Here is a 22,377-nt window from a genome sequence, read left to right on the forward strand (position 1 = left end):
TCCATTGCTGATTTACCCGGCGTAACAGGCTTAGCGTAAAAGCCTACTTCTTGTTATTTAAGAAATAACGCCTGCGCGTCGCGCAGCAAGTAACCCGCTGCCTCAACATCAATATGCTTTCCGCTTTGTGCGTTTACCTCATGAATAAAGGATTGCAACTCTCCATGTTCCAGCTTCTTCTGCAGGCTGTTAGCTATTCCTCCGTTATCAATCCACTCGCTTGCTGCAAAGCGCGTTACCAGTTTCTTCAATCCCTCTATGCTTGCATAGGTCTGGAAAACCACCGCTTGGCTACCCGTATTCCCCGCCAAGTCGCTACCATTCACAACTAGCGTATGCGTGCCAAGCGGCAGCTCATACAGTTCCATGCTCTCCCCGGGTTGATATGGCATTCCATCCAATGTTGCTTGCGTCTTGCTGTCGGCCACTCCTGACAGATTGTCCTTGAGGATAACGACAGGTGCGATATCGCCTGCATCACTGTGGCTTCCGTAAACAACACCTGTTACGGCGACTTCAGGTGCAGTGGCGTCCAGCTTAAAGCTGGTTGTCTTCGTTGCTTCCAAGTTACCTGCCTGATCCTTCGAACGGTATGCAAGTACATAGTTTCCATCCAAGCTGACCGTAACGGGTGCCGAGTAAGCCAACCACGTATTGCCGCCGTCATAGCTATACTCTATGCCGGATACACCGGACAAATTATCGTAGGCGTCTAATGAAACCGTCACTGGATGTACATACCATCCGTTAGTGCCATCCGGCTGAGAAGGCGTAATCACTGCAGTCGTTTCGGGTGCCTCTACATCATTTTTTACATAGTCCATCTCCAAAGTGAATTGATTTCGCTCGCGGAACAACTGGTTCTTGTCGGTAGAATACCAGTTAACATCCACCTTATTGCTGTCATTGTGGAAGGTAAGCAGCATCAACATGGCGTATCCAAGCGGCATCTTCACTTTATCTGCGTTATTCTCGAATTTGCCCCATACTTGAATGGATTCTTTTTGCTGCTTCAACTCGTAGAACTGTTCCAAATAGCGGTCATCGTTGACAAACCCCGGTGACGGATAGTTGGCGCGCGTGAATTTCGTCAGTGCCAGGGAGATCGCAAGCTTATCCGGATTTTTCAGAATGAGATCGGTATATTTCGGATAGCCGTTCTCCAATTTGTAGGTTTGCCCCTCTACACCGAAGCTCTCCAGCATGTGGCCTTCTTCGCTGAACATGTAATCGAGCCACTTGACCGCTTCCTCCGGATGCTTGTTCGATGCGGAGACCGCTACGCTGCCATCCGGTCGGTAGGCCACCTGCTTATTGACAAAACTCGGTTGATCTCCTTTTTTCAGAACAGGATACTGGGCGGCTGCCAGATCATATTTCGGATCCTTCTCAGATCCGCCTTTCAAATATACGCCGATAGAGCTGCCCGCAAAGCCAAATACCGCGCCTGACTTACCGGATGTCATCTTCGCGTCGATCGTTTTCTTATCGTTGGCGCCGAAGTCCGGATCGATTAACCCTTCTTTATACCAGCTGCGGAGGAATTGCAGGTACTCCTTATAAGCCGGCTCCAACGGCCCGTATTTCACTTTACCGTTATCTAGGTAGAAGTCACGTCCGATGCCGAAAGCTCCCGCGATAAAATCATTCGTTTTATTGGCATCCGCTTTATCGATATAAGTCGTATAAGGAGCTGCTACGCCTTTTTTGCTTTTAAATTCGCGCAGCACCTTCGTCCACTCGTCCAATGTTTCCGGAACAGCCAGTCCCAGCTCATCGAGCCAATCCTTCCGGACCAGTGGTCCAGAGAACGTATTCACCTTACCGATGCCAAGCGATGGTATGACATACATGGTCCCGCTGTCTGTCTTCACTTGCTTCGCTACCTGCGGATTGTCGTTCAAATATTTCTTGAGGTTCGGCGCGAACTTATCGACCAGATCGTTTAATTTGATAATAACCTTATCATTAATGGCCTTCTCCGGGCCGCCGGGATATGCCAGCCAGTTGTATTCCATAAGATCCGGCAAATCTTTGGAAGCGATCAGCAGGTTAAACTGTTCTTTCTCATTCCCTTGCGGCGGGTGGGAGAAGTCCGCGTGAACACCCGTGCGTTTCTCCAATTCTTTATACATCTCAACCTCGCCTAAATTTTTGACAACAGCAGCCGCATTAGGATTCAGCGGTGACCAGTATTTGAAGCTGATCTTCCCTTCGCTCGTACCTTGTGGTGTTGAAACGCTTTCAGTTGTAGACCCTTGATTCGCACATCCCGTTAACAAGCTTCCTACCAATGTACAGGTTAGAAGCAAACTTGCCTTTTGCTTGCCGCTTAATCCGGATTGTTTTCGATGTGGCATGTGAAGTTGACCCTCCCTTTTGTGGCTCCGTGTAAGAGCGATTACACAATTTATCTTAGCTAGCCACCATGGCTTAAGAAATCCTCGAAATCATCGATGCATCATCCAAATCCGACTTTTTGCATGGCCTGATTCTGTATATATCGCCCATTTGCCATATCCGCTTTGCGCGCATTGACAGCGTTTCCGGCTCACTCGTAGAGTGGAGATAGAACGCCATGTATGGCGATTCTACGAACAGGAGATGATCTACTATGACTCAACGGCCAAAGCCGCATATCGTCGTCATCATGGCGGATCAATTGCGCGCAGATTTCATCTCGGCGCATGTCACGCCGAATATTCACAACCTATCACAGGATAGTGTCCGATTCAACCGGGCTTATTGTGCGTCTCCCCTCTGTGTACCTGCCCGCGGTTCATTCTTTACAGGAAGGTATCCGAATCAAACCGGTTGCTTGATTAATCCGTGGGAGGAGGAAGATGCGGTTCACGGTTATGTGCAACGCGGTACTCCGAATCTCTATCAGCTTCTTGAAAAAGAATGGGATGCCTGGCACACGGGCAAGCAGCATTTGCTGACCGAAGACCGGTTTGATCGGGCGGAAGGGTCACGTATTCACTGGCTGCCGCTCGAGGGGCGGTATGCCCGATATTTAAAGGAACGAGGTATCCGTACACCTGGCGGATCGGCGTTCCAAGGTATTGTGCCGGAAATGGCTGGCGGCACAACGACCCGTGCGGTCAAGTATTCCATTCCGGCCACCGGCTGTTACGAAGAAGGTTTCGAGCCCTTCTTTGACGGATTTATTTTGAAAGATACGCTGGAGGCCTTGAAACGGAGGGATCGAACGAAGCCGCTCTTCTTGAGCGCCATGTTCCTCGCTCCCCATCCTCCGCTCGAGATCCCGGAGCCTTGGTATTCCATGTTCAAGCAGGATGATCTCCCGCTGCCCGAGAATGTCGGGGAATGGGCACCGGGTCAATCGCCGTTGCAGCTTTACAATTTAACCGGTGCTGTCGGCACCCGGTATACACGTGAGGACTGGCACCGGGTCTGGACCGTGTACGCCGGGCTTGTCCGGCTGCTGGACGATTGCGTCGGCCGTATCGTTGAGGAGCTGAAGACGCAGGGCATTTATGACGATACCTTGCTTATTTTTACCAGCGATCATGGGGAAATGCTTGGTTCCCACTCCTTATGGCAAAAAATGTGCATGTACGAAGAGTCCGTGCGTACGCCGTTGATGTTGAAATTCCCGGCAGTGTCGCAGACGGAACCGCACGATGTGGATGAACTCGTGAGCGCGGTAGATCTTATACCGACGATCTGCGAGTATGCAGGGATAACGGTACCCAATGGCGTCGCTGGCGTTTCCTTACTGCCGCTTCTTCAGGGGCAGGCTGCCTACCGCGAACGCATCTTTATCCAATTCGACGGCAACGGCGCGCGAGGGAATTTTCAACGCTGTGTGATTGAAGGCGACCACAAGCTGATCGTAGACATGTTTAAGGATGAAATCTACCTTGAGTTATATGATGTGGCCGGAGATCCACAGGAACGAAACAATCTTGCATTTCTACCCTCGCAACAAGAACGGGTACTAATGCTGCTAGGCCATCTACAGGAACACATGAAGGTAACAGGAGATCTGTTGAAACTGCCGGAAGGTGTGTATGAAGAATTTATTGCGCGATATTCGAAGTTTTCGGGAATTGGTATAGGTTGAATGATTATGGGGGTGTCCTGAACTCAAAAAAGACTTTGGGGCATCCACCCTCATAATAGGAATGCTGCCGTTCGTAGGTTAACATAAAATCAATTTATTGATTTTCGCTAAACAACAAAACCGGAACCCCAACGGAGTCCCGGCCCTCACTACCCTACCTCGCTCAGCCTCCCATCCCGAAAATATGCAACCCGCTTCGCCTGCTGCGCAATCGCCAGGTCGTGCGTAATCTACCGTGACTGATTCATGAAGGTCGGCCTTACATTTCATTCATCTTCTATCCAAGCTTGATTTAATTCAGCCCTCAAAACATCTCTGTATGCCACCCATTCCCAACCCTCAGGCCCATCCTGCGGTTCGAGTAAATCCAACCGAAATTCGCCATGCTTACTGCGACCGACAATTCCGACGATAGAGCGGTTCCTATATTCCCCATATAAAGTTAACGTAACTGGTTTCTTATACATCTGAGAAAGACTTAGAACCGCTGATATGTTCTGTATCTCCTGCTCGTCACGTATTGGTTGTGATAAGCGCTGAGCCTCTTTTCGCTTCCTGATCGCCGCCTCTTTATGTTGAGGAAGCATCATCCGACTGGACTCCCAAAGTCCGTTAAGCTCTAACTTCTTACTCATTTGTAGTGACCTCCTATTTTGCCGGCTCGATCTGCGGCTAGACCGGCTTTCATCAAACTCGAAGCGCGTATAATTGCCGTATTGCCAAAACGGTCTTTAATCCCATCCAGAACGCCATCCAGTTTCCTTAGCTTAGTTAAATCCTCAAAAAGATCCAGCTGTGTAACTTCCTCGTCCTCAAGTGTTCCTAGCGTTACACCAACCTTTCGAACCGGATGCCCATTCCAGTTACGATGAAAAATCTCCCGAACGGACTTGAAAACTTTTAACGTATTGTTCGTTGTAAAGGGCATTTTTCGTTGTTGACTAAAGCCTGTAGGCGCATCGTAGGGTGAGCACATGCAGAATACATGAACGGTTCCACTCGTATATCCCTTCGCTCGCGCATCGCGGCAAACTTCTTCCGTTAATTCTAAAAGCACAATATCAACTTCTTCTGCCGTTGTGTAATCCCGCGGCAAGGTCATTCCGTGACCGATTGATTTAGGGGCTACGTTAAACGTTCCAGGAGTGACTGGACTGTCATCCAGACCATTTGCTGTACGCCACATAACCTCTGCTTGAATGTCCGATTGTTTACCAAAGCGCGAACGAAACTTCTGTTTAAGCAAGTGCAGCGGTGTTTGAGCGACATGGCCGATCGTTGTCATGCCAAGAGCCACAAAATGTCTGGTCATCCGCGACCCAACTCCATACATTTTATCTACACTTAAAGGCCATAAGACACGTTCTACATCTTCTTTACCAAGCGTAAAAATACCCCTCGGGTTTTTCTTCGCGAAATTATCCGTTGCTTGTTTAGCAAGGATTTTCGTAGGGCCGATGCCAACACGAATGCGTACATTCATTGACGCTGCGACCTTCTTTTGAATCATGACTGCCAGTTCTTCTGGCGTACACCGAAAATGATTCAGCGAGCCTGTCACGTCCAAAAACTGTTCATCAATCGAAAATACTTCCACAAGGTCCGTGTACTCTTTGTAAATATCCGTAATTGCAAGAGATACATCAATATAGCGTTGCATGTGCGGCCGCATGACAATCACGTTGGGACATAACTGAAGCGCTTCTCCAAGCCGCTGCGCTGTGCTAATTCCAAAGCTCTTGGCAATTGGGCAGGCAGCCAAAATAATACCTGATCTTCTAGCCGGATCCCCAGCCACGACAACCGGGAGATAATCTAAGCCTGGATGAGAAGCCTTTTCGACGCTTGCGTAAAAAGATTGGCAATCCGAGAGGTAGATCGTACGATCACTTTTTTCTCTCATTACCATTTACAACGACCTCCGCATTCTCATTAAGGTGGTCATCAGTTCAGCCTTGATCAAGCTTCTTAACATTGAAAATGGTGAACGTATCCGCGAACTTTATATTCAACATGAATTCCTAATGCCGTCGTTGATGTGTTCAACACTTTAATGTCACGTTTCTTCATCGAACTTTTAATATTTTGAATCTCAGGATAAATTACGTTCTCAACCTCTTTCAAATAAAACAGAATATGACCGTAAATAATTTTACCTTTGTGAATCTTGAGCTCTTCAGAATCCCTTGCTATCATATCAAGCAAAATGGGGAACAATGTAAATTCTTTGATTAATTGAACATCCTCGTCAGTCTCAACATTTGTCATGACACTCATTTAATCACCTCGAAATAGGAACATGTGTTTGTGTTTTATATTATATACCGAACACGTATTCGCTATGCAAGTGATTTTTATAAATAGAAAAATCCCCACCGTGAAATGGAGCCGGTGGGGAATACGCCAAAACATAATAAACCTATTGTATGAAAACAGGGAACATACCAGCGGCAGTCTGCTCCCTGTATGTTGCGCTATCTTTCCTCGGTCAATGAAAGCATCCAAATCACGACTCGAATAATTTCCTTGTTATTGGAAAATATATTTCGATGAAAGGGGGGACATCCATGGTTGAGTACACGAACATTCAAGACAATTCCGAAGAAATTATGAAGTGTATTGTTAACTGCGACACCGAGAAAGATCAGAAAAGAACAGACGATAACCTTTTGAGCAGCATGCCGAATGAAGAAGAATATATCGATGAACCGTAACCTTATAAGGCGACGGTTATTCTATTGTGTCTAAAGATAAACACCTTGTCGCTTTCCTGTATATTGCGGTCAAAATAACATCTTAAATTGGTAAATCACATTTATGCTAACATTCCAATTGTAAAATAATAACAAGGTATCCAGGAACAAAACCAATGTTCCTGGCTGCCTATTACTTATTAAACACTTATTCTCTCGTTAGTTACTACTGACTTTATAGGCATCAACCTTCACTTAATCATTTTAACCTTTAGACGTAAGATCCGATGAAGAGTTACTTTAAACTATTGTAGCTCTGTACCCTGTATTCTTACCTTTTTCAACTGCCTCGATATAGCCATCGAAATAATATGGTATATCATCTTCTTTACCATTCCGAATTCTGCCTCTAACTTTATCGAATGCAAATATAGAAATTGAATATTCAGGCTCTCCAGTAACCAACACAGGCTGCTCTCTCTCTTGTACCCAAATGTACTGTCCGCCATAATTCCTTCTTGCCACTTCAAATATGTAACTTCCAGCCATTGAAGAAACAGAATCTAGAGTATCATCATCTATTTGATACTCGCCTAACTCTTCTAAAATGTCGTCAAGTTTTCGTAAACTTTGCACACTATAATCAAAATTTCCTTTATCAGAAAAATTAGTTGCGAAACTTTCTGCCGTTGTAATAATGTCTTGTTCTAATCTACTTTGCATAATGCTCCCCCCTGGAATCGTGAACTTACAGTTAGAATTATTCACCCTTTAACGGTAACTATCCTGCACCAAACTTATCAATAAGGCAGCTAGCAGTACCGCGGTGGTCTGCTCCCTGTTTTGGTTGAACTATAGTTCCCCGTTTGCGTAATGATCTCACTTTTCATCTATAGTACTTCTGTAACGGCATTTTAGGGCCACCCTAGAGGGATGGCCCTTTCGTTGCACGGATAAACCGGAAACAGTTTCACAGCACGTCTATAGAGGTAAAGACACTTTTAAAAAGTCTTTTAACGTCAACGGAGGTCGCCTGATCAGGTCAGCTAAGGCGTTACTCGTTTGCGCAAAGTCCCCGTTACGGCTGGCACGGAATAAACCCAAGGTGATTGCAATGCGCGCTTCCGGAAAACCTTGTGCAGTCAGATGCGCTCGATACGCTTCGTCCGTTACGACCTTACGATAAATAGGCCGGCCGATGATATCCGATACCATTGCCGCAACCCCCTCCATATCAATCGCTTCAGAGGCCGTTAGATTCGGAGATGGACCATCCCAGTTCTTCTCGGTTAAGATCACTGCAGTAGCTTCAGCCAAATCCGAATGCGTTGTCCAGGCAATCGGACCGTCCTCGGGAACAATCAACTCGCCCGTTTTGACGGCATCGCCTAGTAATCCAACTAATGAAGAGGCGTAAAAACCGTTGCGAAGAGACGTGTGGCGCATACCCGACTCTTTAAGCAAATCTTCTGTCGCTCCATGGTGAACCATAGGCGGAAAATACGACGTCGAAGAAGAGCCCATATGACTCGTGTACAGAACCCGTCCGGCGCCGGATTTCATTGCTGTTTCAATTGCGGTTTGGTGCTGACGGATCCCCGCATCTCCCAAAATACCGGTTGAAACAAGGAGAACTTGTGACGCGCCTTCAAAAGCATTCAGCAAGCTCTCCGCCTCAATGAAATCGCCATGACGAACACGTACGCCGCGCTCTTTTAAATCTTGCGCCTGGCTCACATCCCGAATACTGACACCAATCTGCTCAGCCGGGAGGCGTTTCAGCAGCTGCTCGACCACGCCCCTGCCTAACCTCCCATTCGCTCCAGTAACGATCAGCATGTTACTCTCACCCTTCTTCTCTACAAAAAAATTTGCTAACTATACGGATTTGTGTAACCATATATCGCATAAGTAAAAGATAAAGGGTTGGAGCCCAGTCAACAATCAGCAAAAGGCCGGTTTCGTTGCGTTCCCAACACTATCGCCGTTTTGTTTGTTTTTGAGATCCGAAGAAAGAGTGGTATAGCATGCCGGTAAATCCTAGCGACCCCCGTGTAAAGAGAACCCGCCAGTTGTTTATTCAAGCCTTTAACGATCTGCTTGACGAAAAGAGAAACATCTATTCCATTTCTGTTCACGACATTGCGAATCGAGCGGCCGTCAACCGCGCAACCTTCTATGCCCATTATGAAGACAAATTCGCTTTTCTCGCTTATTGGATGACAGAGAAGTTTCAACTTATTCTCCAAAAAAGACTGCCGGACGATGCAGCCTTCAGTCCGGATAATTTGTATATCCTTGTTCAGAGCGTCTTTCAATTTCTAGTCCGATTTCGACAGTACCTCACGCCGGGAGACAAGCAATTTGAGCCGCTGCTGGAGAACGCCATGCAAAAGGAATTGTATCGTCTCCTGCTCCAATGGCTAAAATCGGGGCCTAAACAGAACGGCCTGCAAGAAAAGCGGGAAGCTACGGCTCTTGTGGTCAGTTGGGGCATATTCGGGTCGGCCCTGCAGTGGAGCAGGGAGATTCAAACTCGTACGCTGGAGTCAATGGTGGAAGAGGTTATTGAAGTTGTAACGGTTAATTTAGGCGCTTTTTGGGAGCAAGGAACCGGATGAGCTTGAACGTGAATGGCCGCAATCTCCTGCTATCTACGGAGTCAAACCTGTTCAATTGCTTCCTCCTCAACCATCTCTGAAAAATACCGAAAAGTTGTAGTAACGAAAACAGGGAACAACTGCCGGCGCGGCGATCTGCTCCCTGTCTGGGTTAACTAACGTACCCCGTTAGTTCAGCAAATGAGTCCAGTTTTGATTAAACTACTTCTGGATGTTACATAGTTACTCAAAAATAACAAAGGCTGGCCATGGCATTAATTTTTAACCGATAATTTTTGTAGTAAAGCCTCACCAGCTGACTTAAATATTTTATTTCTGTTTACGAACTCTTCCACTTCTGATAATTTTGCTGGCCGATAACCTGGCCCATTGTATCCGCAAGAATGGTAAGCAAAGCCACTTTTATATAACAGTTCTACCTTTGCCCATTGCTTTTTATCATCTTGTTTTGGTGCCTTGAAATCATGCCCCATATCGTTCATGATATCGCTGCATTGGGGACATTTATATTGTCTATTTCCAATCTCCGTGCCACTAAGTTCAAGATCAGATACTTGTTTAAATACCTTTCTACAATTAAAACATGCAAAAATGCCTTTGTATGGCCCATATATCGCATATCTGCACATAAAATTTCACTCTCCTTTTTGCGTATTTTGAAGTCAAACTATCGTTTCCGTTATCAGAACTTTAAAGCTATCTCTATTCAGTTCTAGGGTTTGTAAATAGACCGATAATTTCTATAATTTCGGCTTCAGCAACACGGTTTGGTCCCTCCATGAAATATCCTTTAAGTCCTACTTTAATATCATGAATATGTCTTTCCTCTCGTGCTTTAGGAAACATTATCCACATTCTAGCGGTCCCCGATTCTAAAACTGAACATGTCTCATTAATAATTATTTCTCCGTTCTCATCTTCGAACTCAGGGTGGATGACTCTCAACTCAATCCCTGTCTCTAAAAAATCCCCTTCTAAAGCAAAATCACTTCTATATCCTTGTCTGGGAAGTATTTTCCTACCTCCTTCTTCTTTCGTAAAAAATCTATACCTTACTTTAAAATCTGGTGGAAACCCACGCTTTACTTCATTTGATATCCACATGCGAGTACCCCCATATTATAAAGTTATTCTCTGCAATAGAAATTTTTCCTTTATTTGTAACTATCCGGCCCGTTGTAGTTGTTCCAGTCTCCACATCCTATTCTGTTTCCAGTTCGCGTTGTCACCATTCCTCAAAATTGGCTATCATTCTTCGCGGATGACCTTGGCATTATCCTATATGTGATTGACACTTTTGTTTATTCGTATGCAAACAGGTCGGCTTTATAATAGAAAGTAAAGAGATCTTTAATATTTTGACGGAGATGGATGCAAGTCATCACATGGAGGTATTTAAATGAACGAAGTATTGAAAATGACAACGACTCGCTACCCGGACTTAGAAGCATGTATACCGGTGATAGAAGCGGCATTTGAGCTGATGCGAGTCTCCTTCAGCCAAGGCGGGAAGCTACTATTATGCGGTAATGGCGGTAGTGCGGCAGATTGTGAGCATGTTGTGGGAGAATTAATGAAGGGGTTTATGTCCAAACGTCCGCTTCAAGCATCCACAATTGAACGATTTGAATCTGAATTTCCTGGAGAAGGCACTTCGATTGCAACGAAACTCCAAGGTGCTTTACCGGCGATTTCCCTAGTCAGCCATTCCTCTTTTTTAACCGCTTATGCAAATGATGTAGCTTCGGAAATGATTTTTGCTCAGCAGGTCTATGGATATGGTCGCCCGGGAGATGTTTTGATCGGGTTTAGTACTTCCGGCAACTCAGTAAATGTGCTTCGAGCTTTACAAGTCGCTAAGCTGCAGGGGATGAAAACGATCGGTTTCACAGGATTTAACGGTGGCAAAATGAGAGCGTTGTGCGATGTTTCGATCTGCGTGCCATCGGAACGAACCCCTCACATCCAAGAGAGGCATCTGCCCATATATCATGCGCTGTGCATTATGCTGGAGGAGGTGTTCTTCCCCTCATGACAGTATTAGCTGCAATCGATATTGGCGGAACAAAATGCGCAGTCAGTTTAGGTGCTGTGAAGCAAGGCAAAATGAACATTATGGAAAAATTACGTTTTCCCACACCATTGAATCCAGAAGCTGCTATCCAACAAATCATTTCCTCTTTGGAAATTTTGCTTCCCAAGTATCCGAAAGAAAAAATTGCAGCAATAGGCGTTAGCTGCGGTGGTCCGTTAGACAGTCGGAAGGGGCTTATTCTCTCGCCGCCGAATCTGCCAGGTTGGGATCAAATTGATATCATTACTCCTTTTCAAGAACGGTTCGGCATTCCAGTCAGCTTGCAAAACGATGCAAACGCTTGTGCATTGGCAGAGTGGCATTGGGGGGCTGGGAAGGGCTGTAAGAACATGATCTTTCTTACTTTTGGCACAGGTATGGGAGCAGGATTGATTCTGAACGGACAGCTATATAGCGGAACGAATGATATGGCTGGAGAAGTCGGGCATATCCGTTTAAAAGCGGATGGTCCGATCGGATATGGTAAAGCGGGCTCTTTCGAAGGCTTTTGCAGTGGCGGTGGAATCGCACAAATTGCGAAAAACATGGCAGCAACCGCGTTACGACAAGGACAAGGCCCCTCTTACTGCAGAACATGGAATGATTTGGCGGAAGTCACCGCACAAAAAGCAGGTGAAGCTGCGCAAGCAGGAGATCAAACCGCTTTGCATGTTTTCGATCTGGTAGGTCAACAATTAGGTCAAGGCTTGGCCATGCTAATTGACCTGCTCAACCCAGAGCGGATCGTGATTGGCAGCATCTACGGCCGCCAGCAAGGACTTCTTGAGCCTATAATAATGAACGTGCTGCGGCAAGAAGCATTATCCATTTCCTTGAATATTTGCGAAGTCATTCCGTCCGGATTAGGTGAACAAGTTGGCGATTATGCTGGGTTGTCCGTCGCGATGGAACTAGCCTATCAAAATGGAACAAAATTTTATTAATTAAAACAATATACTGCCCAAATTGAAACAGCCTTTCCGAAAGTGGACGTTTCATTTCCTATTTGGTTAAGTTAACCTGAAATTGTTAAGAAAAAAGGGAAATGGGGAATTCGTTTGATCATCGACCGACTGGATCATAGTCATTTGTACAAAGACCTGCACCCTAAATTCAATAGAGCCTTTAAATATTTAAAGGAAGCCCCACTCATTACCATGCAGCCTGGCAAGTATGACATTGAGGGTGATGATATTTTTCTGCTGCTTCAGGAGTATCAAACAAAAAGCGAGGAAACTCAATTCTGGGAAGCCCATAATCGCTACATCGATATCCAGTATATGGTGCAAGGCTCAGAACGGATGGGGTATGCATTTGTAGAGGATTTGCATCAAACGGAAGATTTTCTGGCGGAAAAAGACTACATGGTTTTGGAAGGAAAAGGACAGGATTTGGTAGTTCATGAGGGTGCCTTCGCCATATTTTTCCCCCAAGATGCGCACATGCCCTGCTTATACGACGAGCAGCCAACACTCATAAAAAAGGCAGTAATTAAAGTAAAAAGGTAAGAAGAGAGGAGAATCCCTATGAATAATAAAGAATTGCAGAATCATCTCCACAATGGACAAAGAGTATATGGGACACTGATCGTTTCGACATCGCCCCGCTGGCCTACCGAAGTAAAAAAATTGAATCTCGACTTCGTATTTATCGATACGGAGCACATGTCTATCGACCGGGATATGCTCTCCTGGATGTGCAGGGCCTATACAGCGTCTGGGCTCGCGCCAATCGTACGCATACCATCGCCGGATCCCTACGAAGCAAGTAAAGCTATGGATGCAGGAGCCGCAGGAATTGTAGCCCCCTATATTGAAACACCGGAGCAAGTGCAGGCGCTTCGCGGAGCCGTTAAACTTCGGCCTATCAAAGGGAAGAAATTAGGCAATATTTTAAGTGAAACAGACAAACCGGTGGAACCACTGAAATCCTATCTGGAAGAGTTTAATTCAGGCAACATTCTGATTGTTAATATCGAGAGCGGACCCGCTCTCGAGGCACTAGATGAAATCCTGCAGGTTCCTCAGCTGGACGGAGTATTAATCGGTCCGCATGATTTATCCTGCAGCCTGAATGTACCCGAACAATACGACCACCCCGTGTTTAAGGAAGCTGTCAGCACGATCATCCGTAAGGCAAGAGCTGCTAATGTAGCTGCCGGTATCCATTACTTTTGGGGTGTAGAGCAAGAAATCGCTTGGGGACAAGAAGGAATGAACCTCTTCGTCCACGCTTCTGACATGACTGCTTTCACAGCCCAAATGTCTCGCGACATCAACGAAATTAAACAAAGGCTAGGCGATCGGTTAGAGAACGCAGATAACCGTATCCATATTTGATTTCAAGAGAAAGGAGCGCAGGCTATGCCTGTGCTCCTTATGTTTGTTGTCATCACAAAGCCTTATTATTCCTGTTGGAATTACGAAACAGATTAGGCGTTGTGCCTTCGTATTTTTTGAACAACCGAATAAAAGTCGTTCTGCTGTAAATACCTACCCGATCCACAATTTCATTAATCGTCAGATCTGTTTCTACGAGCAGCTCCTTCGCTTTTGAAATTCGGTACCAGCTTATATAGCCGACAAGATTAATGCCTGTCTTTTCTTTGAAAATCCGTGAGATATACTTGGCGGAAACGCCCATGCCCTCCGCAATTTTCTCTAAGCCCAGATCACTGTGATAATTCTCCTCGATATACTTGATAATTACCGAGCTGATCTCATTAGATGTGTCACGATTTCGTGACGTAGTCTGTTCAATAATTGTATCGAAAAACAGGAGTAGATTAACCTTTTTCTCTTCGTTGTCATCGCCTTTGAATAGAGTTTCGTTTCCGGCTATATTATGTGGGATTAAACCACGCTCAATTAAAAACCTGCAGCCCGTATTATACATTTCTTTAAGCAAATTTGTTATAAGATGACGCGGCAAATGCTTCTCTTTGTTTTTCTTTATAATCTCTTCGACTTTTATTTGCAGATTTTCCTTATCTCCTGCCTTTAAACAGTTAATTATGCTGTTTTCATCCGAAAAGGAATAGGAAACATGCATAAGCTCATCCGAAAGCGTTCCCGCATCGATGATCTGAAAATCAGCTTTCACATCGCTGGATTCCAAGGCGTTCATTGCGTCCGAATAGGATTGGGAGATTCCCAACACATCCTGATACTCCTTACCGATCCCGATGCGTATAAGGCAATACCGTGAATCATATTGGAAGGTATCGATTATTTTCTGCAAGGCTTTCTTCAATTGATTGGTTTCCTCGCGGTCATTTAAATTAAATATGCCGATGTAGAGGTTTTCTTTTTCCTCAAGCAAATAGACATCTACATAAGAACGCAGCAATCCCCCTATCAAGTTTCCCATCTTGCTCAAAATATTCATTCTATCCACATCTTGAACCTCGTTATAAAATGGCTCTTTGAAGTAGAAACGGATGGCGAAGCACTGATACATTGGTTTCAGAAACATCATGTCATTTCTTAGCATCTTCCAAATTTCCTCTTGCCCATTCTTCGACTTCATACCACGGAATAAATTGATCAAGCACTCCTTGAGATATTCAGCAGATTGCGTTTCCAGCTTGCTTTGGATTTTATGATTACGCTCGATCAAGCTATTAATCCTCTTGCCGATATAATCGAACTCATTGTATTTGCCCGTTTCATTATTGACTTCATCCGTGATTTCATTTGTATCGCTGAGGATATCACGAAACCTTTTTATAGGGCTGTACAGGTTATAGGCAAAGATAAAAGAAAAAATAATACCGATTAGAATAAGGGTAAAACAGATTACCATGATGGATGCAACGAAATAACTGGTATCCTTGTTGAATTCATTGGCAGGTGTGACGGAATAATAATTCCACCCATAACTCTCTGAAATGATGCGGCTTACGACAACCTTTTTATTGCCAATCATGGCTTCACTGTGAGACATTGCCGTTGAATTGAAAATTTTGTGCAGTTGCTCAATAACAGAAGGATCACTCAAATTCTGATCACTGCTCACTATTACACGATTGCGGTTATCCGTGACTAGCACTTGAGTCGCATCCATCACTGCATGGTTCTGAATCGTCTTCAGAATCATATCCGTTGGCACAGTCGTCACCAGAACAACCTTATTTCCGCTGCTCGTGTTTGTGAAAACGAATGGGATCACCTTTCTCGCATGCGAAGTACTTTGACTAACTCGGGATGTAACATCCAGAATTTCAAGGAAAGCCCCGCTCATAAGCTTATTATCCCAATACTTTTTATCGTAAGCATTCATATGATAATATTGATCGAAGAAAAAGTTGAAATCGTTAAGTCCTTCCGGAAGATAGACTTTATCCGTATCTGCGTAAGCAAATATAAAATCAACAAGCACACCGAGGTTACTAGAAATGCGCCCTAACGTTGCAGGGATTTCTGGAATACGTACTCTGTCAGATAGACTGTATTCGTCATACGGACGCAGCAGATCTTTATTCTCTGAGAAAAAGTTTGCGCTTGAATCTTGAATCGTACGCAAATAAATCTCTATTGTGTCAATAGATGAACGTAAATTCATTTCTACTTTTTGCGTATAGTTTTCTTGTATTCGGTTTGTTGAGTTGAAATAAAAAACTGTCCCTATAATTAATATAGGGACTAGAAGGGATAAGAAATAACCTAGAATGCGAAAAAAAAGGCGGTTCAACGGAATGAACAATTTAATTCTATTTTTGATCATCATTGAACCTCCCCCTCCTTCAGGTGTTATGGTGTATTAGCGCGAATGTAAGCATCATTGTAAATTTTTTCAATTTCCGCTACGCCATTGTCTGCCATACTCTTCATAAACTTATCGTAGTCAGACAATGGACGAACGCCGATAATAAATTTATCCATTTCCTGATCTACCAAAGTATCCACCTTGACAGTTAATTTTTTTAACTTTTCACTTTCTTCCTTTGTAAATGGAGGAACACTGCGTACTTGGACATATCCATTCGCTTCTGTCATTTGAGAAGCCCAACGGATTAAATCCGGATGGGATACTTGAGCCATCGGGTGTTCATCTACATTCGGATCGAAAGCCTCAAATCCAACAGCGATATCCTTCTGCATGAAACGATAAGGATCTTTTGTATCTGCATACTTCTTTACAATATCTTCCTTCATCATTGGCTGGCCATTTACCACCGTATAGTGTACACCCTCAATACCATAGTTCAGTAAGCGTGTGCCTTCAGGGCTATACATCCAATCCATGAATTTAACAACTTTCTCAGGATCCTTTACTTTTGCACTGATTACATAGTGATGCAGCCAATCCTTAACATACATAGACGCCCTTGGCTTTGCCTGCCCGTACTGCAGTGGAGGCAGCAGATCGAATTTCGCATTTGGGTTAACCGCTTTCAAAGCCTGATTAAAATTGACACCAAAGGAGTTATTGTCCCAATAGAATAACGCTTTACCCGAAGCCAGCTTTTCTTTCATTTGGTCACCGGTATTCACCGCATAATCGGGATCTAGCAGCTTTTCATTATAAAGTTTGTTGAGGAACTCCAGCACCGGTTTAAATTCAGGGTGAGCCTGCCCATAAGACCAACTACCGCCTTTAATCGCCGGGTCGTAGTACATCCGGTTTCCTGAGCCCATTGCAAAGGATATTTCATTTAGCAGCTTCTTAGCGTTCTCTCTGCCTGTATAGGGAATCGAATCCGGATATGCTTCTTTGAACTTCTTCAAAACCTTATATAAGTCATCGAAAGTCTTAGGCATTGGCATTCCCAGCTTTTCAATTAAATCTACTCGGATCATAGGCGCACCAGCAAGCTGGAGTCTCCAATTTCCCAATTGCGGGAAGGAGTAAAATTTACCGTCCACTTTGTTATTGTTGATAGCCGGGTTATCCTTTATTAATTTAGCGAGGTTCGGCGCATATTGCATATAATCGCTAATATTAAGCAGCAGCCCGTCTTTTGCTGCACTGGCAAAAAGTTGATTGCCATTAGCCACCTTCATTATATCCGGTAAAGTATTCGTAGCGAAGATGGTTTGCAACCTTTGATCCAAGTTAGCTGGTGCAAGCTCAAAGTCCAATCTGACATTTGTCTTCTCAAATACAGCATCAAATACTGGCGATTTGGTGTTAATTTCACCATATAGTACTTTAATGGTTAAGGGAGCGTCCAGCAGTTTACCGCTAGTTTGAGCAATGCCGGGTTCTGTTTTCTTCGGTTCATCCGCGTTCTTATTTACCGTATTGCTCGAACATGCCGAAATAACCAAAACAAGAACCAAAACCATGGATAAGATGATCGCTGTTTTGCTTTTTGGATTAGCCAATTGATACCCTCCTAGAATACTATTTTCTTCCCAAACTTTCAATTTCCTAAAATCCCCTTTATTAATGAAGCGCCATCACTCCTTTCAAGGCTAAAAAACTATCCTTTTAGCGATCCAACCATAACGCCTTTGACAAAATATTTTTGAATAAACGGATATACAGCAAGAATCGGTAGAAGAGTAATAAAAATAAATGCATATTTCATGCTGGTCACGATCGTTTTCGAATCACTCTCAGCATTGCTGCCGCTACTGACCAGCCCGTCAATCACATAATTGCGCACAATAACCTGGATAGGATACAGTTTAGAGTCACTCAGGTAAAGCGTTGCCGGAAAGAAGCTGTTCCAATGGGCAACTGCATAAAACATGCACATGGTTGCGATGACCGGCATGGAAAGCGGAAGTACGATTCGCAAGAAGATCTTCATATCGTGCGCACCATCCATATGAGCCGACTCGTAAATCTCGTTCGGGATGTTCTGAAAGAACGTTCTCATGATGATCATGTTCCAAACATTGATTGCCGCAGGAATTACGATCGCCCAGATGGAATTCAACATATGCAAACGATAAACAACGAGATAATTGGGGATCAAACCTCCGTGGAATAACATGGTAATAATAATGAATACGGTAAAAACATTTCTTCCATAAAACCGGTTTCGGGATAAGGGGTAGGCGCATAGTGCGGTCATCATTACATTGATGAAAGTTCCGACTACAGTGTATAAGATCGTATTACCATAGGCACGAAGGACCAAAGGATTGTCCAGTACGGCGCGGTAGGCTTCAAAGTTGATTCCGATGGGTAACCACCTGATATCTCCCCTCATGACGCTAAGCCCATCACTGAGAGATACGATAACGACATAATATAGGGGATATAAAAAGGTGAAAAGCATGATGATTATCATCAAATAAATGATGGCATTAAAACAAAAAGAACCGAATTCTATTTTCCGAATTACCATAAACTGGTTTCACCGACTTTTCGGGAAATTTTGTTCGCTGAAGTAATAAATACTAAGGCGATTACCGATTGGAAAAGTTCAACCGCTGTACCATAACTGAAGTCGCTGGAAAGCAATCCGCGTCTATATACATAGGTAGAAATCACATCTGCTGTTTCATAGGTAGGTCCGGTATATAAGAGCAGTATTTTTTCAAAGCCGATTGTCATAATGTTCCCCAAGCTAAGTAGAAACATAATTGTCACAACAGGAATGATCCCAGGAATTGTAATGTTCCAAATTTGCTGCCAACGATTGGCTCCATCCATCTTAGCAGCCTCGTACTGCTGGGGGTCAACAGAAGTAAGGGCAGCTAAATAAATGATCGAGCCCCAACCTATGCCCTGCCAGATTTCCGAGCTTACATAAATACTGCGAAACCAACTCGCATCCATCAAAAATGGGATAGGTTCTTTTCCAAAGCTCCCTAACAGCTGATTGATTAATCCTCCATTGGACATTAAATTAACGACCATACCGCATACAATGACAGTTGATAAAAAATGCGGGAGATAACTGATTGTTTGTACGAGTTTTTTAAACCGTAGAAATTTGATTTCGTTTATGACTAGAGCTAGTATAATTGGAGCAGGGAAAGCAAAAATGAGCATATATAGATTGATCACAACTGTATTCCGTACAAGTTTCCAAAAATAAGAGTCAGTTAAAAATTCGCGAAAATTTGCGAAACCAACCCACTCGCTATGAAAGATGCCTTTCACAAAATTATAATCTTGGAATGCTATCACAATGCCAAGCATCGGAACGTACTTGAACAGGATAAAGTAAACAACGGGTAAAAACATCATAATGTATAAATACTTGTTTTCCGCGATCCTTTTTCTCATTGTTTTGCCAACGGCTGTGTTATGAAAATTCAAATCAGATCTCCTCCTTTTTTAAAAAAAGTTAGCGTTTTCAAAATATATCACTTCCTTAGCATTAAATTAACACCCACTTTCGCACTTTTCGTTTCATTTTGCCTCCTGTATTGTTTATGTTTCATTTTTCCACCTTGTATCATTTATGGCTACCTCCCATTTTGCAAAAAAAAGCTATTTCACTCGCCTATATATGAAGTGTAAATAGCTTTTTTTAAGTTGTCGTTTACTTTATAGGGGTTAGCCAAATCTCTCCAATATTCATCCGTTTGGTGCCTTTAACACGGAGGAAGTTTAGCTTCAGTTTCCCCTTGCTTATTATCTCTTTTGGGATATATGATTCATGAATAGTAACTGTTGATCCATTTACTGGCAGATTCTCATAAACGATGAAGGAATCATTCGCTGTCAATTTCACTTGAACAGCTTTGTGCGCTTCCACCCCAATTTCCCCCACATAGGCCACTTTCAATTGATAATCTGCCGATGGGTCAAGGTTCTCATAACGGATGATGATCGGGGTGTCGAGCATCACATTCACATGATTGATCCAAGCTAATGGTATGCCGCCAAGCTCCTTTTCTATTTCCTCTGCACGACCGGGTGCTAGTAAATAAACGGCATGAGCGGTTCTTGGCGAGGCCAAATAACCGGGATCGTTGGACCAACCCTGCCCCGGATCGATACGGCGGTTGCTGCGGTACGATCCCAAATTATCATAAAAGCCACCAGGTCCGGGATTCGTCCGATTCAGAATATCATCAATAATCGCCAATCGCGCTGCTTCATCCTTCGCCTCATGGATCATGGCGCATCGGATGCGCAGCCAACGGGAATCGTTCAAGGGATAGTTGATTGCATCTATGAATGCACCGCGATCCTGAGCAATCGCGAAATGCCGTGTCACAGTAAGCTGATACCCAATATTCTCAAATAAGCGGTCTGCCAATTCATCGCATCTTCTGCGATAATCCTGTGCAACGGGTTCGGATACAGCCCGGGCAAGGATTTGTTCAACCTGGTTCGCAGCATCCAATGCTCCCGTTAGCTCCACTTCCCGCAACGCATCCATGGCTCTATATTCCAGCTCAGTTTCATAGACAAGTCTACGCTTTGTGTACGCATCGTAGTAAGCCCGAAGCAATCCCATCTGAAAACGGTAATTGTTCAGTACGTTCTGGGGTGCTTCCCTTTCCATTTGCTGCCACTGCAGCAAGGTCACTTCCACTCCTCCGTTCGCCAGGAGTGGACCAACCCAGTTGTCCTCCAGTGCCAGCAGTCCTTGTGCTACTCCATCCGCTTGCTCATAGCCGATAAACCACCTGCCGTAATCTCGTAACGTTTCTACCACCGGTATCTGTGGATTCCAATCCTGATCGCTCCATACGAATTTGTTCACATCGTCATTAATGCCTTCCGAATATGAAATATTGCCTACAGCGTAAGAGGCGAATACATTATGGATTTGTTTTTGTGCCAAAGGACGCGGATTCGTGCTTTCCCTGCCTAGGGTTAGTGCAAATGGCAAATCCCAATCAGTTACTGGATATTGACAATGGAAATTATGCGTGATGTCTTCATAACGGCGAATCGGATATTTCTGCGGAACGATCTTCCTTAACTCGGGCAGAGTTTCATCCACATGAGGGCCAAACACGATGCCGCCAAGCCAATCCGGCTCCTTGCTCAGTTGCTCATAGAACTCCTTCTTCCATGCGGAAGGATCCGCATTCATGACCTGCGATGATAACCAAATCTGAGCATCCGGGTGATAGGTGTGCAGAAGTTCCGCAACTTTTTCGCACCAGACGAACAGCGGTTCAGGATCCAAATCGCCAGGATCACTACCCGGAATGAAGACGTGTTGAATATGGGGAACCTTGCTGAATATTTGTTCGCGTTCGGCCAATTCCGCTTCAACTATTTTCGGATCCGAGAAATCCTTTCCGAGGTTTGGGTACCAGATCCATGTGTCGAGACCATAAGAATGAATGACTTCCGATAGCCGAATCATCATTTCCATCGGTTCGACCTTCATCACTGGCCCTCTGGCGTCATCATCGGTTCTAGGCGGCATTATTTCAATGCTGTTGGCGCCGAAAATGGCTAAATCTCGGATATATTGGTCAAACTGCTCCACATTCCAGGCATCATAGGCATTGTTCTTAGGTCTGTACCCAAGCTGATGTCCTCGGATTGGAAAGCTGGGAGCTTGGCTTAGGTTGAGCTCACTATCCAGCTGTATGACATTGTCTCCCCAGTGCAATGAACGCAAAAGTTTTCCCGTACCGTAGAGAACGCCACGGGCATCTGCACCGATAACGAAAACAGCTTGGAGTGTAGCTTCAGACACTGTTCTCAGAGCATACCCTTCCGGTGATAGAGCAGGAATGCCCTCATGAAGCTGGATCGGACCTATTCGATCAAACGATTCAAGCGTCCCGATTGCAATATATGGAACGTTTCCATCCGGGTAACTGTGAGAGCGCTTCAGCATAATTCCCGTTCGTTTGGCTAATTCTTCAATCAGGACATCGACCGCCTTAGCTTCCGCACCCTCAGCATCCTTGGCATATACGACAGTGGCTTGTATCAAATTCAAATATGTCATTGGAGACAACTCCGTTCATATTCATTTTATTATCTAATTTAGTTAAATCCGTGATCTTCCTTCAC

Annotated in this window: 20 protein-coding genes; 7 read left to right on the top strand and 13 right to left on the bottom strand. The window is 44.4% G+C overall.

Annotation, left to right across the window (positions count from 1 at the left end; all coding sequences use genetic code 11):
- Nucleotides 1-53: 53 nt before the first annotated feature.
- Complete coding sequence (locus PUT07_RS20940) at nt 54-2,360, bottom strand: extracellular solute-binding protein (protein WP_274470357.1); 2,307 nt, start codon at nt 2,358-2,360, stop codon at nt 54-56.
- A gap of 254 nt (nt 2,361-2,614) precedes the next feature.
- Between PUT07_RS20940 and PUT07_RS20945 the strand changes: the two genes are divergently transcribed.
- Complete coding sequence (locus PUT07_RS20945) at nt 2,615-4,090, top strand: sulfatase family protein (protein WP_274470358.1); 1,476 nt, start codon at nt 2,615-2,617, stop codon at nt 4,088-4,090.
- A 266-nt stretch (nt 4,091-4,356) separates the two neighbouring features.
- Here the strand turns inward: PUT07_RS20945 and PUT07_RS20950 are convergent, their stop codons facing one another.
- The 3 genes from PUT07_RS20950 to PUT07_RS20960 form a co-directional block, all read right to left on the bottom strand.
- Nucleotides 4,357-4,725, bottom strand: coding sequence for a YolD-like family protein (locus PUT07_RS20950; RefSeq protein ID WP_274470359.1), 369 nt, complete (start codon nt 4,723-4,725; stop codon nt 4,357-4,359).
- Entirely contained in the window at nt 4,722-5,993 is a 1,272-nt protein-coding gene (locus tag PUT07_RS20955) for a DNA polymerase IV (RefSeq protein ID WP_274470917.1), read from the bottom strand. Before PUT07_RS20955 ends, PUT07_RS20950 begins: the two co-directional genes overlap by 4 nt.
- 65 nt (nt 5,994-6,058) lie before the next feature.
- Nucleotides 6,059-6,367: a hypothetical protein gene (locus PUT07_RS20960; RefSeq protein WP_274470361.1), complete on the bottom strand. Its 309-nt coding sequence runs from the start codon at nt 6,365-6,367 to the stop codon at nt 6,059-6,061.
- Between the two features lie 290 nt (nt 6,368-6,657).
- Here PUT07_RS20960 and PUT07_RS20965 point away from each other — a divergent pair, with 290 nt between their 5' ends.
- Complete coding sequence (locus tag PUT07_RS20965) at nt 6,658-6,804, top strand: hypothetical protein (RefSeq protein ID WP_274470363.1); 147 nt, start codon at nt 6,658-6,660, stop codon at nt 6,802-6,804.
- Nucleotides 6,805-7,083: 279 nt separating this feature from the next.
- Here the strand turns inward: PUT07_RS20965 and PUT07_RS20970 are convergent, their stop codons facing one another.
- The gene (locus PUT07_RS20970) at nt 7,084-7,506 is read right to left on the bottom strand and encodes a hypothetical protein (protein WP_274470364.1); all 423 of its coding nucleotides are present in this window, start codon (nt 7,504-7,506) and stop codon (nt 7,084-7,086) included.
- A gap of 258 nt (nt 7,507-7,764) precedes the next feature.
- Complete coding sequence (locus PUT07_RS20975) at nt 7,765-8,622, bottom strand: SDR family oxidoreductase (RefSeq protein WP_274470365.1); 858 nt, start codon at nt 8,620-8,622, stop codon at nt 7,765-7,767.
- Nucleotides 8,623-8,810: 188 nt separating this feature from the next.
- Between PUT07_RS20975 and PUT07_RS20980 the strand changes: the two genes are divergently transcribed.
- Nucleotides 8,811-9,404 (top strand): TetR/AcrR family transcriptional regulator, encoded by a 594-nt coding sequence (locus PUT07_RS20980; RefSeq protein ID WP_274470367.1) that lies wholly within the window; start codon nt 8,811-8,813, stop codon nt 9,402-9,404.
- Between the two features lie 254 nt (nt 9,405-9,658).
- On the opposite strand, the gene PUT07_RS20985 is transcribed toward PUT07_RS20980, so the two are convergent.
- Entirely contained in the window at nt 9,659-10,033 is a 375-nt protein-coding gene (locus PUT07_RS20985) for a hypothetical protein (protein ID WP_274470368.1), read from the bottom strand.
- 73 nt (nt 10,034-10,106) lie between these two features.
- Nucleotides 10,107-10,508, bottom strand: coding sequence for a hypothetical protein (locus tag PUT07_RS20990; protein WP_274470370.1), 402 nt, complete (start codon nt 10,506-10,508; stop codon nt 10,107-10,109).
- Nucleotides 10,509-10,803: 295 nt separating this feature from the next.
- On the opposite strand from PUT07_RS20990, the gene PUT07_RS20995 reads away from it, so the two are divergent.
- The 4 genes from PUT07_RS20995 (at nt 10,804) to PUT07_RS21010 (ending at nt 13,817) form a co-directional block, all read left to right on the top strand.
- Nucleotides 10,804-11,439, top strand: a complete 636-nt coding sequence (locus tag PUT07_RS20995; protein ID WP_274470371.1) for a D-sedoheptulose-7-phosphate isomerase — start codon at nt 10,804-10,806, stop codon at nt 11,437-11,439.
- Nucleotides 11,436-12,422, top strand: coding sequence for an ROK family protein (locus tag PUT07_RS21000; RefSeq protein WP_274470372.1), 987 nt, complete (start codon nt 11,436-11,438; stop codon nt 12,420-12,422). The genes PUT07_RS20995 and PUT07_RS21000 overlap by 4 nt, the downstream gene beginning before the upstream one ends.
- 114 nt (nt 12,423-12,536) lie before the next feature.
- Nucleotides 12,537-12,986 (top strand): YhcH/YjgK/YiaL family protein, encoded by a 450-nt coding sequence (locus PUT07_RS21005; RefSeq protein WP_274470373.1) that lies wholly within the window; start codon nt 12,537-12,539, stop codon nt 12,984-12,986.
- Between the two features lie 18 nt (nt 12,987-13,004).
- A complete protein-coding gene (locus PUT07_RS21010) occupies nt 13,005-13,817 on the top strand; it encodes an HpcH/HpaI aldolase family protein (protein ID WP_274470374.1) in 813 nt (270 codons plus the stop codon).
- Nucleotides 13,818-13,869: 52 nt separating this feature from the next.
- Here PUT07_RS21010 and PUT07_RS21015 read toward each other — a convergent pair whose 3' ends face one another.
- The 5 genes from PUT07_RS21015 to PUT07_RS21035 form a co-directional block, all read right to left on the bottom strand.
- Entirely contained in the window at nt 13,870-16,206 is a 2,337-nt protein-coding gene (locus PUT07_RS21015) for a helix-turn-helix domain-containing protein (protein ID WP_274470375.1), read from the bottom strand.
- Between the two features lie 23 nt (nt 16,207-16,229).
- On the bottom strand, nt 16,230-17,807 hold the full coding sequence (locus PUT07_RS21020) for an extracellular solute-binding protein (protein ID WP_274470376.1): 1,578 nt from the start codon (nt 17,805-17,807) through the stop codon (nt 16,230-16,232).
- 98 nt (nt 17,808-17,905) lie between these two features.
- Entirely contained in the window at nt 17,906-18,781 is an 876-nt protein-coding gene (locus tag PUT07_RS21025) for a carbohydrate ABC transporter permease (RefSeq protein WP_274470378.1), read from the bottom strand.
- Nucleotides 18,775-19,701, bottom strand: a complete 927-nt coding sequence (locus tag PUT07_RS21030; RefSeq protein WP_274470380.1) for an ABC transporter permease — start codon at nt 19,699-19,701, stop codon at nt 18,775-18,777. The genes PUT07_RS21025 and PUT07_RS21030 overlap by 7 nt, the downstream gene beginning before the upstream one ends.
- A gap of 226 nt (nt 19,702-19,927) precedes the next feature.
- Complete coding sequence (locus PUT07_RS21035; RefSeq protein ID WP_274470382.1) at nt 19,928-22,312, bottom strand: alpha-glucuronidase family glycosyl hydrolase; 2,385 nt, start codon at nt 22,310-22,312, stop codon at nt 19,928-19,930.
- Nucleotides 22,313-22,377 lie beyond the last annotated feature (65 nt).

The organism is Paenibacillus sp. MAHUQ-63 (assembly GCF_028765165.1).
GTDB lineage: Bacteria > Bacillota > Bacilli > Paenibacillales > NBRC-103111 > Paenibacillus_E.

Coding starts and splice junctions, on each gene's coding strand:
- PUT07_RS20975 (WP_274470365.1), bottom strand. CDS start 8,622: ATGCTGATCGTTACTGGAGCGAATGGGAGGTTAGGCAGGGGCGTGGTC.
- PUT07_RS21010 (WP_274470374.1), top strand. CDS start 13,005: ATGAATAATAAAGAATTGCAGAATCATCTCCACAATGGACAAAGAGTA.
- PUT07_RS21000 (WP_274470372.1), top strand. CDS start 11,436: ATGACAGTATTAGCTGCAATCGATATTGGCGGAACAAAATGCGCAGTC.
- PUT07_RS21025 (WP_274470378.1), bottom strand. CDS start 18,781: ATGGTAATTCGGAAAATAGAATTCGGTTCTTTTTGTTTTAATGCCATC.
- PUT07_RS21015 (WP_274470375.1), bottom strand. CDS start 16,206: ATGATGATCAAAAATAGAATTAAATTGTTCATTCCGTTGAACCGCCTT.
- PUT07_RS20990 (WP_274470370.1), bottom strand. CDS start 10,508: ATGTGGATATCAAATGAAGTAAAGCGTGGGTTTCCACCAGATTTTAAA.
- PUT07_RS20980 (WP_274470367.1), top strand. CDS start 8,811: ATGCCGGTAAATCCTAGCGACCCCCGTGTAAAGAGAACCCGCCAGTTG.
- PUT07_RS20985 (WP_274470368.1), bottom strand. CDS start 10,033: ATGTGCAGATATGCGATATATGGGCCATACAAAGGCATTTTTGCATGT.
- PUT07_RS20995 (WP_274470371.1), top strand. CDS start 10,804: ATGAACGAAGTATTGAAAATGACAACGACTCGCTACCCGGACTTAGAA.
- PUT07_RS20965 (WP_274470363.1), top strand. CDS start 6,658: ATGGTTGAGTACACGAACATTCAAGACAATTCCGAAGAAATTATGAAG.
- PUT07_RS21035 (WP_274470382.1), bottom strand. CDS start 22,312: ATGACATATTTGAATTTGATACAAGCCACTGTCGTATATGCCAAGGAT.
- PUT07_RS20940 (WP_274470357.1), bottom strand. CDS start 2,360: ATGCCACATCGAAAACAATCCGGATTAAGCGGCAAGCAAAAGGCAAGT.
- PUT07_RS20970 (WP_274470364.1), bottom strand. CDS start 7,506: ATGCAAAGTAGATTAGAACAAGACATTATTACAACGGCAGAAAGTTTC.
- PUT07_RS20945 (WP_274470358.1), top strand. CDS start 2,615: ATGACTCAACGGCCAAAGCCGCATATCGTCGTCATCATGGCGGATCAA.
- PUT07_RS20950 (WP_274470359.1), bottom strand. CDS start 4,725: ATGAGTAAGAAGTTAGAGCTTAACGGACTTTGGGAGTCCAGTCGGATG.
- PUT07_RS20955 (WP_274470917.1), bottom strand. CDS start 5,993: ATGAGAGAAAAAAGTGATCGTACGATCTACCTCTCGGATTGCCAATCT.
- PUT07_RS20960 (WP_274470361.1), bottom strand. CDS start 6,367: ATGAGTGTCATGACAAATGTTGAGACTGACGAGGATGTTCAATTAATC.